We start from the raw sequence: 15251 nt of genomic DNA on the forward strand, positions 1-15251 counted from the left end.
GCAGGGCATACCGGCATGCGCGGCGCCGGGCCAGGGGCGACCGGACCGCACGCGAAGGTTGCAGAGGCGTTATCTGTCGGAGAATTTGACAGATCGGTGGCTGACGCGGGTCAAATTGTTGGAATGGCTGGGTTCATGCCTTGGCACGACCCTTGCTGAGATACCGCCGCGCAATTTGCGACATTGCACTAAATGAAAGCCAGCGATTCGAGACGGATCGCACGGCGTGAGGAGCTTCAGGATGCGCCTTCCCGGCAAGACGGCCATCGTCACCGCCTTCTGCCTCGCCCTCGCCGGGGGCGCCATGGCGGCGGACATCGACACGACCGGAACGCTGGCCGACATCGCGGGCCCCTTCGGCTTCCCCGAGACCCAGACGATCGGCCAGACCTTCACGCCGGATGCCGACCAGACGCACCTGATCGGCTTCACCATGTATCTCCGCGATCCGGGCCAGACCGGGTCCCTGACCGGCAACAGCCTGCAATTCCAGGGCTATATCGCAAGCTGGAATGCCGCCCAGGGCCGCGCCGACAGCATCCTGTTCAGCAGCACCGTGCGGACCGAGCCTGCCAGTGGCGCGCCACGCGCCTTCACCTTCACGCCGACGCTGACCCTCACGCCCGGCCAGACCTATGTCGCGTTCCTGAGCTCGGTCGGCATCGGCGCCCAGCTCGAAAGCGCCTTCGGCATGCCGCTGAACGGCAACATCATCGCCGGCCATTTTGTCTATCAGAACGAGCCCGATGTGGCCGCCCTCACCGCCCAGCCCTGGGTGACCGGCGACTACCCCTTCAACGATGCCTGGCTGCAGGTGCGCTTCGGCTCGCCCACGCCGACGCCGACCCCGGCGCCGGCCGGGCTCGGCCTGCTGGGCTTGGCGCTGGCAGGGCTTGCGCTGTCCCGCCGCGCGCGAAAGGCGGCCTGACAGAGGCGGACCGCCGCGCCAGCATTCAACGGGCGCGATGAATCTCGCGCGGTGATTTTGCGGCGATGCGACGGGTGTCGGGAAATCTGACACCCTACCGAGCCTGACCTCGGCAGACAGAAAAAGACCTCCGCGTGCCGGTGCCTTGGCCCGGGCAGCCGTTCCGGCTTCCGACCATGGGACGGAACAGCCAGGATGGCGCCGGACGCGCGGAATGATCCGCGCAAGCGGGGGATCACGCCATCATGGCCGACCTGGTGCTGACGCGTTCGACGGCCTGGGGCCGCGACATGCAGGTGGACGGCGACCTCACGGTGGACGGCAACCTGACGGGACGCGGCATCGTCGTCACCGGCGACGTCACCGTGACCGGCGACCTGCATGCGCGCGGCAGCGTGCAGGCGGGCGGGCGGATCAAGGTGGGGAAGTCGCTCGGCGCCGGGCTGCTGCTGCGCGCCGGCGGCGACGTCTCGGCGCAGCGCGGCATCCAGGCCGGGCGGATCGAGAGCGGGGGCGGGCTGCGCGCCGGCGCCGACATCGCCGCAACCGGCGCGATCCTGGCCTGCGGCGGCATCGCCGCGGGCGGGTCGGTGGAGGCCGGCGCCGCGATCATGGCGGGCGAGGGCATCCGTGCCACCGGTTCGGTGTTCACCCCCTCCTTCGCCATCGACTGCCAGCGCCTGGCGACGCGCCAGCTTCCCTTCGGCCGCGAATACTGGGCGGCGCTGCCGATGCTCGCACCCTGGCGCGAGCGCATCCTCGACACGGCGCTGTGCTGGGATGAGCTGCGGGCGATGTTCAGCCCCGCGGACATCGAGACGCTCTGCGCGACGCGCTTCGGCCATTGGTCGCTGGAGGCGCAGTTCCGGATGTTCCTCGGCGCGGAGAGCGCGGTGGTGCCGCCGGAGGCATCGCGCCGCGCGCCACCCGCACCGCCCCGCGTGGCGATCGCGCCGCCCGCACCGCCGAAGCGGCGGCGCTTCGCGGACCCGACGAACGTGCTGCTGCAGATCGTGAACAACCCGGCGGTCACGCCCTTCCCCGACTACACCGGCAATGCAAGCTACGCGGAGGTCATGCAGGCGCTTGCCGCAGACCGCCTGCTGCTGGGCGGGATGGATCTGCGCGCAGCCTATCCCGACCTCGCGATCGAGCTCGACCCGATCTACACGGCGGTGTCGCTGATGAAGGTCAGGGATGCGGCGTTGAAGCAGCAGCTTCTCGTCGAGATCGCCGCCGCGGGCAACGTGCGGTCGCTGAAATCGAGCATGGACAGCTTCGTCACCAATGCCATCCTGGCGGACGATCTGAAGATCCAGTTCGTCGGCGACATGGTGCGCATGGCGGACAACAACGCCGTCACCGTGGATGTCGGCGGCATCCTCTCCAGCGTCGTGGACGGGCTGAGCGCATTGGACGGCGCGGGCACGATCTTCACGGTGCTCGGCGCCGTGATCGAGCTGGCGGATGCGGCGAGCGGCGGCTTCCCGACACTGGATGCCGCCTACAACGAGCTGGTCGGCAAGCTTTCCGCCGAATTCGCCGCCCTGCAGGCGCAGAACGGGGCCATCGCGCAGGCGCTGCTGACCGACTGGGGCAAGCTCTCGGCCGCCGATGCGCTGATCGCCGACGGCACGCTCGCCTGGCCGGTGGACGACAGCGCCGCCGCGACCGCCGCGGCCAACCTCTACGAGATCGGCGTGTTCCAGGCGCTGCTGCCGGTGCACTGGCAGCCAATCTTCAGCTACTACGACTTCGCGCGCGACACGCGCGACGGCTGCAACGGCACCGTGTGGATGCAGCCTGGCGGCTGGGGGGCCGTGGACGCCCAGCAGCAATGGGTGCCGTACTGGATGACCTTCGGCCAGCTCTGGACCGCGGATCTGAGCGATGCCGAGCAGGAGCTCGCCAAGATCGGCGTGAGCATCCAGGACCTGACGATGGGCACCGGCCTGTGGGGGCCGGCGCCCTTCGCCTACGCCATGGCGCACCCGGTCGGTGTGGACGAGAGGCCGAGCTGCGTGAAGAAGAAGTGACGCGGGCCGTCCCTACACGGAAAAATACTTCGCGCGCGGGTGGTGCAGCACGATGGCGCTGGTGGATTGCTCCGGATGGAGCTGCCACTCGTCGCTGATCGAGACGCCGATACGCTCCGCGCCGAGCAGGCGCAGCAGCGGCACCTGGTCCTCCAGCCGCGGGCAGGCGGGGTAGCCGAAGGAATAGCGTCCGCCGCGATAGCCCTGCTGCAGCATCTTCTCGATGTCGCGGTCATCCTCCGCGGCGTAGCCGAGCTCCGCGCGGACCCGCTTGTGGACGTATTCCGCCATCGCCTCCGCCATCTCGACCGAGAGGCCGTGCAGGTAGAGGTAGTCCTGGTAGCGGTTCTCCTCGAACCATTCCCGCGCCATGTCCGACGCCTTCTGCCCGACCGTGACGACCTGCAGCCCGATGACGTCGCGCCCGTCCTCGATGTCGGTGACGAAGTCCGCGATGCACTCGCCATCCTCCTTGGGCTGGCGCGGCAGGGTGAAGCGGCAGGCCTCCGTCACGCCGTCCTGCTCGAACAGCACCAGGTCGTTGCCCTGGCCGGCGCATTTCCAGTAGCCGTAGATCGCCTGCGGCTTCAGGATCTTCTGTTCGTCGGCAAGTGCGAGCATCCGCTTCAGCACCGGGCGCAGTTCCTGCTTCGCCCAGCCGAGGAAATCATCGAGCGAGCGCCCTGCCTTCCGGAAACCCCACTGGAATTGATACAGGCTGCGCTCGTTGATGAAGGGCACCAGCGCCTTGGGCGCGGCCTCCATCACGCGCGCGCCCCAGAAGGGCGGCGTCGGCGCGCTGCTCTCGGCGGCCACGCGGCGGCGGCGGGACTGCGCGTAGTTCACGTCCACCGGGGCGAAGCCGCGCGGATCGGCCTGGCCCAGCACGCGCTTCTCGTTCTTCGACTTGCCCTTCCGCTTCGCCTGCAGGGCCGCGAGGTAGTCGTCGAAGCCGTTGCCCATCACCTTGTCCATCAGGTGAAGGCCGTCGAAGGCATCCCGCGCATAGGCCACGCGCCCGCAGGCGTAGGACTTCACGCAATCATCCTCGACATAGTTGCGCGTCAGCGCCGCGCCGCCGAGCAGCACCGGCAGCTCAATCCCCTGGCGCGACATCTCCTCGAGGTTCTCGCGCATCACCACGGTGGACTTCACCAGCAGGCCGGACATGCCGATGGCATGCGCCTTGTGCTCCTTCGCCGCGGTGACGATGTCGTTCAGCGGCACCTTGATGCCGAGATTGACCACCTTGTAGCCGTTGTTGGTCAGGATGATGTCGACCAGGTTCTTCCCGATGTCGTGCACGTCGCCCTTCACGGTGCCGAGCACGATGATGCCCTTCTCCTGCCCCTCGACGCGCTCCATGTGCGGCTCGAGGTAGGCGACGGCGGCCTTCATCGTCTCCGCGCTCTGCAGGACGAAGGGAAGCTGCATCTTGCCCGCGCCGAACAGGTCGCCGACCACCTTCATCCCGTCGAGCAGGATGTCGTTGATGATGGACAGCGGCGCGATGCCCTTGGCCAGCGCATCGGCAAGCTCGTCGTCCAGCCCCTTGCGGTCGCCGTCCACGATGCGGTCCTTGAGTCGCTCCTCCACCGTCTCCGCACGCTTCTTCGCCCCCGCATCCGCGGCCTTCCGGCCGGCGAACATCTCCAGCACCTTCTGCAGCGGGTCGTAATCCTCGCGCCGGCGGTCCCAGATCAGGTCCTCCATCACCTGCACCTCCTCGGGCGGGATCTGGTGCAGCGGCTTGATCTTCGAGACGTGGACGATGGCGCCGGTCATGCCGGCCTTCACGGCGTGATCGAGGAAGACGCTGTTCAGCACGTGCCGCGCGGCGGGGTTCAGGCCGAAGCTGATGTTGGACAGGCCCAGGATGATCTGGATGTCGGGGAATTTCTCCCGGATCATCCGGATGCCTTCCAGCGTCCACAGGCCAAGCTTGCGGTCGTCCTCGTTGCCGGTCGCGATGGTGAAGGTCAGCGGGTCGATCAGCAGGTCGGATTGCGGCAGGCCGTGGCGATTGCAGGCGAAGTCCACCAGCCGCTCGGCGATGCGCAGCTTGTCCTCCGCGGTCTTCGCCATGCCGACCTCGTCGATGGTCAGCGCGATCACCGCGGCGCCGAACTTCTTGGCGAGCTTCATGCGGTCGGTGGCGTGGCCCTCGCCATCCTCGAAGTTGATCGAGTTGATGATCGGCTTGCCGCCATGCAGCTTCAGCGCGGCCTCCAGCACCGGCGTCTCGGTGCTGTCGATGACGAGCGGGCTGTTCACGCTGCTGGTGAAGCGCTTCACCACCTCGTTCATCTCCGCCATCTCGTCGCGGCCGACGAAGGCGGTGCAGATGTCGAGGCTGTTCGATCCCTCCGCCACCTGCTCGCGCCCGATGGCCAGGCACCCGTCCCAGTCGTGCTGCGCCTGCCGCTCGCGCCAGGCCTTGGAGCCGTTGGCGTTGCAGCGCTCGCCGATGGAGAAGTAGCTGTTCTCCTGCCGCAGCGCCGTTGCCGTGTAGAGGCTGGCGACCGAAGGCACCCACACCACGCTGCGCTTCGCCGGCGCCGGCCGCGCCGCGCCGCCGCCCAGCTTGCGCAGCAGCGCGTCCAGCGCCGCGATATGCGGGTTGGACGTGCCGCAGCAGCCGCCGATCAGGTTCAGTCCGTCCTCGACGACGAAGCGCTCCATCCAGGTCGCCAGCTCCTCCGGCCCCAGCGGGTAGTGCGTCTTGCCGTCCACCAGTTCCGGCAGGCCGGCATTGGGCTGCACCGAGATCAGGCCCGGCCAGTTGCGCGACAGCCAGCGCACATGCTCGGCCATCTCCTGCGGACCCGTCGCGCAGTTCAGCCCGAGCAGCGGCACGTCGAGCGCATCCACCACGGTCGCGGCGGCCGAGATGTCGGGGCCGACCAGCAGCGTGCCCGTCGTCTCCACCGTCACCTGCACGAAGATCGGGATGTCGGATTTCGCGGCCGCGCGCGCGATCTTGGCCGCGTTCACCGCGGCCTTGATGTAGAGCGTGTCCTGGTTCGTCTCGGTCAGCAGCGCATCGGCGCCGCCGGCGATCAGGCCACGGCACTGCTCGACCAGCGCGGCCTCGAGCGCGTCGTACTCGATGTTGCCGAGGCTCGGCAGCTTCGTGCCTGGCCCGATGTCGCCCACCACCCAGCGATGCCGCCCGTCGGAAAAACCCTCCGCCGCCTCGCGGGCCAGCTCCACCGCCAGCTTGTTGATCTCGAAGGCGCGGTCCTCCAGCTCGAACTCGCCGAGCGTCACGGGGCTGCCGCCGAAGGTGTTGGTCAGCACCATGTCGGCGCCGGCCTCGTAGTAGCCGCGATGGATCTCCCGCACGATGTCCGGGCGGGAGAGGTTCAGCACCTCCGTGCAGTTCTCCTTGCCCCAGAAATCCTTCTCGACCTCCAGGTTCATGGCCTGCACGCGCGCGCCCATGCCGCCGTCGCAGAGCAGCACCCGGTCACGCAGCGCGTCGAGGAGATGGGGGCGGGACATGTGGGGAGACCTCAGGACAGAAGGATGGGCGCAGCGCTGCCCCCACCCCGACCCTCCCCCGCATTGCGGGGGAGGGAGACGTGGGCAGCACGGAACGCCCTCCACCGCGGTGCGGGGGAGGGCTGGGAGGGGGCGTGACGGTCAGGCATGCACATGCGCCGCCTGCCGCTCCGCGGGCCAGATGCGGACGGTCAGCGGACCCGCGATGCTGGTCGCCTGCGCCAGGCTGCAGCCGGCGGCGCCGAGCCAGCCGGCAAGCTGCGCGTCGTCGAAGCCAGGCCAGCGATGCGCCTGCTTTTCCAGCAGCGCGGCCTGATCGTGCGGCGCGAGGTCGGCGATCAGAAGGACGCCGCCCGGGCGGAGCACGCGCGCGGCCTCCGCCAGCGCGGCGGCGGGATCCTCGGCGTAGTGCAGCACCATCTGCATCGCGACGGCGTCGAAGGCGGCATCGGCGAAGGGCAGGCGATACATGTCCGCCTGGCGCACCGCGGCGCGGTCGGCGAGGCCGCGCTCGGCCAGCCGCGCGCGCGCCAGGGCGAGCATGTCGCGGCTCATGTCCACGCCCAGCACGCGCCCGGCGCGCGGCGCGGCGAGTTCCAGCAGCCGGCCGGTGCCGGTGCCGATATCCAGCAGCGCGCCGAGCCGCGGCGGCAGCGCATCCAGCAGCGCCTGCTCGATCGCGGCGGCGGGCAGGCCGAGCGCGCGCATCTCGTCCCAATCCATGCCGTCGCGACGGAACGCCTCGGAGGCCGTGCGTGCCCGTTCCGCCGCCAGCCGGGCCGCGACTCGCCGGTCGGCGGCCAGCCGCAGGTCGTCCTCCGGCAGCCGCGCCAGGATCATGCGCGCGAGATCGGCGCCGGCGGGCATCTGGAAATAGGCGTTGGAGCCTTCCGGCACCCGCTCCAGCAGGCCGGCATCGGTCAGCAGCTTCAGGTGCCGCGACAGCCGCGGCTGCGACTGCCCCAGCACCGCACAGAGATCCGTCACGCAGAGCGGGTGGCGGGCGCAGAGCGCAAGCAGGCGGAGCCGCGTGGGCTCGGCCGCGGCGCGCAGCTGCGTGAGGAGGTCGTCCATGCGCTTGCAAATGGCATAAACATATCCTTATGTCTAGCACATGACCTGGTCGCTCGACGCCCGTATCCCGATCGTGACCGTGGCGGACGCCGCGACCCTGGTGGCCGCGCTGGCGGGCGGCAGGCCGGCGGCCGTGCTGGCGGAAGCGCCGCCCCCTGCCCTGCCCGATGGCGCCGTGGCTCTGGCCAGCTTCGACCTGTCGGGGCCGTCGCATGCGGCCGCCTGCACCTGCTGCGGCGGGCGCAGCGCGGTGGCGGCGGCGCTGGACCGGCTGTTCCAGGCGCGGGTGCGCGGTCAGTGCGGCTGGTTCGAGCGTGTGGTGGCGCTGGTGGAGACGGATGCCGCCCGCGCGGAGGTCACGGCGGCCCTGCGCGATGACGCGGTGACCGTGGCCCGGTTCAGGCCGGGCTGACGCCAATTCGGGCCATCGGCCTCACGCGAAGGCGGCTTCCGCGGCGCCCAGCGCGCCGAGGCGCGCGCGGAAGACGCCCGCCTCGGGCGTGACCGCCGCGCTCAGGCCGGCCACCACCAGCAGCCCCCCGGCCGGCAGCCCGCCCCACTCCCGCGCAACCGCTGCCGCCTCGGCGAAGGCCGCCGCGAGGTCCACCTCCACGCCCGGCGGGCGCGTGCCCTTGCGGCCGAGCGCGACCTTCAGCGGCCCCGGCGCCACCACCCTGCCCTTTCCCGCCACCACAAGCCCGAGCCCGGCAAGGTCGGCAGCCAGCGCGGCATCCTCCTCCGGCGCCTCGGTGAAGCGTGTCGCGGCGATGTCGAGCGCGGGATGAATGCGCGCGAAGGCCGGCGGGCCGGATTCCTCCGCCGCCAGTGGCGCCGCCAGCACGCCGATCGCGGCCGCGGTCACCACCGGATGGCGTAGCGTGCGCAGCACGACCGGCGCGCCATCGGGCAGCAGCCGCCCATCGACCATCGGGCCGACGAGCGCCGGCGCGCCGTCGCGCCGCCGCAGCCGGAGGCCGCAGGGCACGATGCCGAGCGACTCGAGCACCGCGGCGGCGACCTCCTCGCCATCGGCCAGGCTGCGCGGACCTGTGCCGGGCGGCATCCGCGCCAGCGGGTTGCCGGTCTCGATCGCCTCGACCAGCCCGGCCGTCAGCGCACGCCGCGCCTGTTCCTCCATCGCCGTGCGCCTCAGTTCAGCGCGGGCAGGTCGGGCATCTCCTCCATCTGGAAGCCGCCCTCCGGCGCTTCCAGCAGGTTGCCCGGCGTGCCGGCCCCTGCCGGCGTGTCGTACAGGTAGGAGGGCAGCCAGGTGGCGATGCCCGGGAAGACATAGAGCAGCGCCATCGAGAAGATGACGATGCCGACGAAGGGCAGGCAGCCCGCGAAGATCTGGCTGAGCTTCACCTTCGGCGGCGCCACGCCCTTCAGGTAGTAGGCCGCCATCGCCACCGGCGGCGTCATGAAGCTGGTCTGCAGGTTCAGCCCGACCAGCACGCCGAAGAAGATCGGGTCCACCCCGAAAGTGTCCAGCAGGGGCAGGAAGATCGGCACGAAGATCAGCACGATCTCCGACCATTCCAGCGGCCAGCCCAGAACGAAGATGATGAACTGCGTCAGGATCAGGAAGGTGACGGGGTTGAGGCTGAGATCCTCGACGAACCACTTCTCCACCACATGGTGCCCGCCGAGATAGCCGAACACCGAGGTGAATATGTAGGCGCCGACGAAGAGCCAGCAGACCATCGCCGTGGTCCGCGCCGTGAGGAAGACGCTCTCCTGCAGCTTCTCCCAGGTGAAGGCGCGGTAGACGATGGCGAGGATCACCGCGCCGGCCGAGCCCATCGCCGCGGCCTCCGAAGGCGTCGCCAGGCCGAACAGGATGGCGCCCAGCACGGCCGTGATCAGCACCGCCAGCGGCACGAAGGAGGTGAGGATCGCCAGCACCACCGTCAGGAAGGGGACGTTGCGCTCCTCCGGCGGCAGCTTCGGCGCCATGGAAGGGCGCAGCATCGCCAGCACGATCACGTAGACCATGTAGAGGAAGGCCAGGCCGAGGCCCGGGAAGAAGGCCGCTGCGTAGAGCCGCGCGACCGAGGTGCCGGTCGTCGCGCCGTACAGGATGAACATGATCGAGGGCGGGATCAGGATGCCGAGGCAACCGCCCGCGCAGGTGACGCCCGCCGCAAGCCGCGGGTCGTAGCCCGCGCGCAGCATGGCCGGGAAGGCGAGCAGCCCCATCAGCGTCACCACCGCGCCGACGATGCCGGTCGCCGTCGCGAACATCGCGCAGGTCGCGAGCGTGGCCACCGCGAGCGCGCCCGGCAGCCCGCCCGAGGCCAGTTGCAGGGCGCGGAACAGGCGATCCAGGATGTTCGCCCGCTCGATCACGTAGCCCATGAAGATGAAGAGCGGCACGGAGATCAGCACGTCGTTCGCCATCACCGCATAGGTGCGCTGGACGAAGAGGTCGAAGACCCGCTCCTGCAGGGAGAGCCAGCCGAAGCCGAGCCCCATCGCCATCAGCGTGAAGGCGACGGGGAAGCCGAGCAGGATCACGAAGATGAAGCTGCCCAGCATCACCATGCCGAGGACGGGATCGCTGATCACGAGGCGGCCTCCTCACGGGCCTGCTTCGCCTTCGCAAGCTCCATCACGATCTCCTCCATCTCGCGCACGTCATGCGCCTTGGGCGGGAAATCGCCCTCGCGGAAGCAGATGAAGCAGCGGATGATCTCGGCGATGCCCTGCAGCAGCACCAGCGCGGCGGCGGCGGGGATGACGAACTTGAAGGGCCAGACATAGGGGCCGGTCGGGCTGACCGAGGACGCCTCGCGCTGGTGGTAGGATTGCAGGAAGAAGTCCCAGCCGAAGACGATCAGCCCGATCATCGCCGGCAGGAAGAACAGGAAGTACAGCGCCAGGTCGATCGCCGCCTGCTGGCGCGGGCGCAGCAGGCGATAGGCGAAGTCGGCACGCACATGGCCGTTGCGGCAGAGCGTATAGGCCCCGGCCATCATGAAGAGCGTGCCGTACAGCATGTAGGAGACGTCGAAGGCCCAGCTCGTCGGCGCGCGGAACAGGTAGCGGGCGAAGACCTCGTAGCAGATCGCGCCGGTCAGGCCGACGATCAGCCAGGCGAAGGCCTTGCCCACGAAGGAGCTCACCCGGTCGATGCTCAGCAGCAGCGTGTTCATGGCGAGGGCTCTGCGTGGGCTTGCGGAAGCGCCGGTGGATCGGCGCCGTCACGCGAACGCCCGCCCCGGTGCTTCCGGGGCGGGCGTCGCAAGCGGCAGCGCGGGGATCAGCCGCGTGCGAAGAAGTGGTTGTAGGCCAGCACCGGGCTCGCCTGGTAGCGCAGGTAGAAGGCGCTGACCCGGCGGCACCAGGCGCGCTGGCTGTCGCAGACCTTCTTGAAGTAGGCGTCGCTCTCCAGGTTGCGCACCACGCCGTCCCAGGCGCGCAGCTGCGCTTCCAGCACCGGGCGCGGCGTGACCTGCACGTTGACGCCCTGGCGGGACGCCATCTCCTGCAGGTCGTTCGGGTAGCGGAGCTGCTGCTTCCACGACATGTCGGAGGAAGCGGCTTCCGAGGCGTAGCGCAGCACCGCCTTCAGCTCGGCCGGCAGCGCCTCGAACTTGCCCTTGTTGAACAGGATCTCGAAGGCTTCGGTGTTCTGGTGGTAGGACTGGATCATGTAGACCTTCGCCACGTCCGGGAAGCCGAGGACGCGGTCGGAGGAGGGGTTGTTGAACTCCGCGCCGTCGATCACGCCGCGCTCCAGCGCGGGCACGATCTCGCCGCCGGGCAGCGCCGTCACCGCCGCGCCCATGGAGTTGAACATGTCGGTGGCGAGGCCGACGGTGCGATACTTCAGGCCGCGGATCTGGTCGGCGTTCTGCACCGGGTTCTTGAACCAGCCGAGCGGCTGGGTCGGCATCGGGCCCGTCAGCATGCCCACGACATTCACCTTGAGGATGTCGTTGACCAGCTCGTTGTACAGCGCCTCGCCGCCGCCATAGTAGAACCAGCCGAGCAGCTGGTTGGCGTCGCCGAACCAGGGCGGCGCGGTGCCGAACAAGCTGAAGGCCTTGTTCTTGCCGAACCAGTAGGCGGAGACGCCATGGCCGCCGTCGAGCGTGCCGGCGGAGACCGCGTCCAGCAGCTGGAAGGCGCCGACGACGGCGCCGGCCGGCAGCAGCTCCAGCCGCAGGCGGTTGCCCGCCATGGCATTGACCCGGCTGACATAGTCCTGGGCGAATTCGTGGAAGATGTCGCGCTGCGGCCAGGTGGACTGGAAGCGCCAGGAGACGGTCTGGGCGCGGCTGACATTCGGGGTGGCGAGCACCGCGGTGCCCACGGCGCCGACCGCGGCCGCCTTCAGCAGCCCGCGGCGGGCCGGCGCCTTCACTTCGCTCATCGGTATCCTCCCAGCTGCCGCCCGGCGTTCCCGGGCCGGCGGTTGACCTGTCGCTTCCTTAGAGGACCATCGCGGCGCAGCGCAATGGCCGGCAGTTACGGAACCGTGAGGAGTGCAACGGCGCGGGCGCGGGGGGCACCCGGCAACCGCCCTATTTGGTGACGAAGGCCTTCTCGACCACGTAGCTGCCGGGATCGTTGTTCGACCCCTCCACGAAGCCGCGGGCTTCCAGCAGCGCCCGGACATCGCTGTTCATCGCCTCCGACCCGCAGAGCATGGCGCGGTCGCGCTCGGGCGAGAGCGGCGGCAGGCCGAAGCGGGCGGTCAGGCTGCCGCTCTCGATCATGGCGGTGATGCGCTCATTGGTGGCGAAGGGCTCGCGCGTCACGCTCGGCAGGTAGGTGAGCTTCTCCCGTGCCATCTCGCCCAGCAGCTCGTGCTCCGCCAGGCCGGCCGAGAGCAGGTCGCGATAGGCCAGTTCCGCCTGCTGGCGGACCGTGTGGACCAGGATGATCCGGTCGAAGCGGTCATAGGTCTCGGGCTCGCGCACCAGGCTCATGAAGGGGGCGAGGCCGGTGCCGGTGGCGAACAGCCACAGCACGCCGCCGGGCAGCAGGTTGTCGTTCACCAGCGTGCCCGTCGCCTTCCTGCCGATCAGCACCCCGTCCCCGGGGCGGATGTGCTGCAGGCGCGAGGTCAGAGGCCCGTGCTGCACCTTGATCGAGAGGAATTCCAGGTGCTCGTCCCAGGGGGGGGAGACCATGGAATAGGCGCGCACCAGCGGCTTGCCCTCCACCACCAGCCCGATCATCGCGAACTGGCCGGCCCCGAAGCGGAAATGCGTGTCGCGGGTGCAGGTGAAGGAGAACAGCCGGTCGGTCCAGTGATGCACGGTCAGCACCCGCTCCATGAAGAAGCCGGGGGGCGCGGGGGGGAGCGGCGTGGCGAGATCGGGGTCGGCGGTGCTCATGGGGTCCTAGATGCCTTCGGTCGGGCCATGCTGCAACGCGGAAGCGCGCGCCGCCTTGCGGTGGCGCAAGAACCCCCGCCGGCGCATGCTGCACGGGCAAGCCCGAGGCCCCGCATGACCCATCCCCCCGTCGGACCCGAGGTGGACGCCACGCCGCGCCCCCTGCCCGCCCGCATCCCCCATCGCGGCGCCGCGGTGGCGCTGGAGCCGCTGGCGCTGCGCCATGCCGAGGATCTGTGGCAGGCGGCGCAGTCCGACCCCGAGGGCGATTCCTGGGCCTATATGGGATACGGCCCCTTCGCCGATGCGGCGGCGATGCGGCGCCATGTGGCGGCCTTCGCCAGTACCCACGACCCGATGGCCTGGGCGGTCCGCCCGCTCCGCTCCGGCCGGGTGCAGGGCTGGCTGACGCTGATGGACATCCAGCCCGGCAATGCCGCCATCGAGATCGGGCATATCTGGTTCGCCCCGGCGATGCAGCGCAGCCGCGCCGCCACCGAGGCGATGTTCCTGCTGATGCGCCACGCCATGGACGATCTGGGCTATCGCCGGCTGGTCTGGAAATGCAACGCGCTGAACGCCCCGTCCCGCGCCGCCGCCGCCCGGCTCGGCTTCGTGTACGAAGGCACGCTGCGCGCCCATCTGGTGGTGAAGGGCCGGCGGCGGGACACCGCCTATCTCTCGATCCTGGCCGATGAATGGCCGGCGCGGCGCGACGCGATCGCGGGCTGGCTCGACGACGCCAACTGGGACCATGCCGGCGCGCCGCGCCGATCGCTCTCGGCGGCTACCGCCACGCTGGCTTCCGACCGGCCGATGGGTGCATGATGGCCCCTGCATCGGGAGGTACAGCCATGTCCGGACTCGACACGGTGCTGATCGACCGCTCGCTGGAATTCAGCGAGGTCGCTGCCTGGGGGCTCATCGTCGCGATCGTCGTCTACGCGTTGAGCGATGGCCGCATGCGCCAGCCCGGCGCGGTGGCGCTCGCCGCGCTGGCGGCGCTGGCCGCCAAGGCGATGCTGCTGCCGCTGACCTGATCCGGGCGGCGCTGCGCCCCGGCCGGAGCATTGCCTTCGCCCCTCGGCTGCCGCAGGCTTGGCCCGTAACCATTCGGTTGCGACCAGGATCGGATCGGAGAAGGGCCAGGCCGCCATGCCGCGCGAGATCGAGGACCGGGTCGGCGCCTTCGTGCCGGGTGGCCGCGTGGATGTGGCGGGGACGCAGGACGGCACGCTGGCCGGGCTGGATTTCGCCGCCAAGGACCTGTTCGACATCGCGGGCCATGTCACGGGCTACGGCAACCCGGACTGGGCGCGCACCCATCCACCCGCCGCCTCCCACGCGCCCATCGTGCAGTCCCTGCTGCTGTCCGGCGCCACGCTGCGCGGCAAGACCAAGACGGTCGAGCTTGCCTATGGACTGACCGGCGAGAATGTCTGGCACGGGACGCCCACCAACCCGGCGGCGCCCGACCGGTTCCCCGGCGGTTCCTCCTGCGGCTCGGCCGCGGCGGTGGCGGCGGGGCTGGTGGATTTCGCGCTCGGCTCCGACACCGGCGGGTCGGTCCGCATCCCCGCTTCCTATTGCGGGATCTTCGGCATCCGCCCGTCCTGGGGCGCGATCAGCCTGGCCGGCGCCTGCGGCCTTGCCCCCTGCTTCGACACGCCCGGCTGGTTCACCCGCGGCGCGTCGCTGCTGCGCCGGGTGGGCGAGGTGCTGCTGCCGGCGGGCGACCCGATGCCGCTCGGGCCGCTGCTGAAGGTGCAGGAGGCCTGGATCAACGCCGTCCCGGGCACCGCGACCGCGTTGGCCGGCGCGCTGGAGGCGGTGGAGCAGGAACTCGGCGCGGCGCTCGGCGTGACCCTGGTGCCGGAGGGGATCGACCGGCTCTACGACACCTTCCGCGTGATCCAGGCGGAGGAAGCCTGGGCGACGCTCGGCGCCTGGGTGGACGCGACGCGGCCGTCATTCGGCCCCGGCGTCGGCGAGCGCTTCGCCGCGGCCAAGGCGGTGGACCCGGCCGAGGCCCATGCCGCGCGCGGCTTCCGGGAGGCCTTCCGCGCCCGGCTGCGCGCCGTGCTGGCGGGGGGAGCGGTGATGGCCTACCCGACCTCCCCGGTGCCCGCGCCGAAGCTGGACGCGACGCCGGAGGTCCAGCAGGCGGTGCGGGAGCGCACGCTGAACGTCACCGCCATCTCCGGCCTCGGCAGCCTCTGCGAGGTGACGCTGCCGGCGGCGAAGGTGGAGGGCGCGCCGGTGGGTCTTTCGCTGGTGGCGGCACCCGGCCGCGACCGCGCTCTGCTGGCGCTGGCCGAGCGCGTGGCCGCGCGGCTCCGCCTCCCGGCGTGAGCACGCCGC

The 15251-nt window shown here is 70.4% G+C and carries 13 protein-coding genes; 6 read left to right on the forward strand and 7 right to left on the reverse strand.

The window, feature by feature from the left end:
* Nucleotides 1-241: 241 nt before the first annotated feature.
* Together E4T13_RS20490 and E4T13_RS20495 are read left to right on the forward strand one after the other, a co-directional pair.
* Complete coding sequence (locus E4T13_RS20490; protein ID WP_137180207.1) at nt 242-928, forward strand: hypothetical protein; 687 nt, start codon at nt 242-244, stop codon at nt 926-928.
* Nucleotides 929-1173: 245 nt separating this feature from the next.
* The gene (locus tag E4T13_RS20495; RefSeq protein WP_137180208.1) at nt 1174-2964 is read left to right on the forward strand and encodes a DUF342 domain-containing protein; all 1791 of its coding nucleotides are present in this window, start codon (nt 1174-1176) and stop codon (nt 2962-2964) included.
* A gap of 12 nt (nt 2965-2976) precedes the next feature.
* Here E4T13_RS20495 and metH read toward each other — a convergent pair whose 3' ends face one another.
* On the reverse strand, nt 2977-6468 hold the full coding sequence (gene metH / locus E4T13_RS20500; RefSeq protein ID WP_137180209.1) for a methionine synthase: 3492 nt from the start codon (nt 6466-6468) through the stop codon (nt 2977-2979).
* 141 nt (nt 6469-6609) lie between these two features.
* Entirely contained in the window at nt 6610-7542 is a 933-nt protein-coding gene (locus E4T13_RS20505) for a metalloregulator ArsR/SmtB family transcription factor (RefSeq protein WP_137180210.1), read from the reverse strand.
* A 40-nt stretch (nt 7543-7582) separates the two neighbouring features.
* Between E4T13_RS20505 and E4T13_RS20510 the strand changes: the two genes are divergently transcribed.
* Nucleotides 7583-7954: a hypothetical protein gene (locus tag E4T13_RS20510; protein ID WP_137180211.1), complete on the forward strand. Its 372-nt coding sequence runs from the start codon at nt 7583-7585 to the stop codon at nt 7952-7954.
* 21 nt (nt 7955-7975) lie between these two features.
* On the opposite strand, the gene E4T13_RS20515 is transcribed toward E4T13_RS20510, so the two are convergent.
* The 5 genes from E4T13_RS20515 to E4T13_RS20535 all read right to left on the reverse strand — a co-directional run bounded on the left by E4T13_RS20515 (nt 7976) and on the right by E4T13_RS20535 (nt 12830).
* Nucleotides 7976-8680 (reverse strand): hypothetical protein, encoded by a 705-nt coding sequence (locus E4T13_RS20515; protein ID WP_137180212.1) that lies wholly within the window; start codon nt 8678-8680, stop codon nt 7976-7978.
* Nucleotides 8681-8691: 11 nt separating this feature from the next.
* Nucleotides 8692-10110, reverse strand: coding sequence for a TRAP transporter large permease subunit (locus tag E4T13_RS20520; RefSeq protein ID WP_240791224.1), 1419 nt, complete (start codon nt 10108-10110; stop codon nt 8692-8694).
* Nucleotides 10107-10697, reverse strand: a complete 591-nt coding sequence (locus E4T13_RS20525) for a TRAP transporter small permease subunit (RefSeq protein ID WP_137180213.1) — start codon at nt 10695-10697, stop codon at nt 10107-10109. The genes E4T13_RS20520 and E4T13_RS20525 overlap by 4 nt, the downstream gene beginning before the upstream one ends.
* 107 nt (nt 10698-10804) lie before the next feature.
* On the reverse strand, nt 10805-11920 hold the full coding sequence (locus tag E4T13_RS20530) for a TRAP transporter substrate-binding protein (RefSeq protein ID WP_137180214.1): 1116 nt from the start codon (nt 11918-11920) through the stop codon (nt 10805-10807).
* A 151-nt stretch (nt 11921-12071) separates the two neighbouring features.
* Complete coding sequence (locus tag E4T13_RS20535) at nt 12072-12830, reverse strand: ferredoxin--NADP reductase (RefSeq protein WP_368773295.1); 759 nt, start codon at nt 12828-12830, stop codon at nt 12072-12074.
* A 174-nt stretch (nt 12831-13004) separates the two neighbouring features.
* Here E4T13_RS20535 and E4T13_RS20540 point away from each other — a divergent pair, with 174 nt between their 5' ends.
* From E4T13_RS20540 to E4T13_RS20550, 3 genes are all read left to right on the forward strand, one after another.
* Nucleotides 13005-13718 carry a GNAT family N-acetyltransferase gene (locus tag E4T13_RS20540; RefSeq protein WP_137180216.1) on the forward strand — a complete coding sequence of 238 codons (714 nt, stop codon included), beginning with the start codon at nt 13005-13007 and terminating at the stop codon, nt 13716-13718.
* 26 nt (nt 13719-13744) lie between these two features.
* Complete coding sequence (locus tag E4T13_RS20545; protein ID WP_137180217.1) at nt 13745-13930, forward strand: hypothetical protein; 186 nt, start codon at nt 13745-13747, stop codon at nt 13928-13930.
* Nucleotides 13931-14045: 115 nt separating this feature from the next.
* Nucleotides 14046-15242, forward strand: a complete 1197-nt coding sequence (locus E4T13_RS20550; RefSeq protein WP_137180218.1) for an amidase — start codon at nt 14046-14048, stop codon at nt 15240-15242.
* Nucleotides 15243-15251 lie beyond the last annotated feature (9 nt).

Source organism: Roseomonas sp. AR75, assembly GCF_005222815.1.
Taxonomy (GTDB): Bacteria; Pseudomonadota; Alphaproteobacteria; order Acetobacterales; family Acetobacteraceae; genus Falsiroseomonas.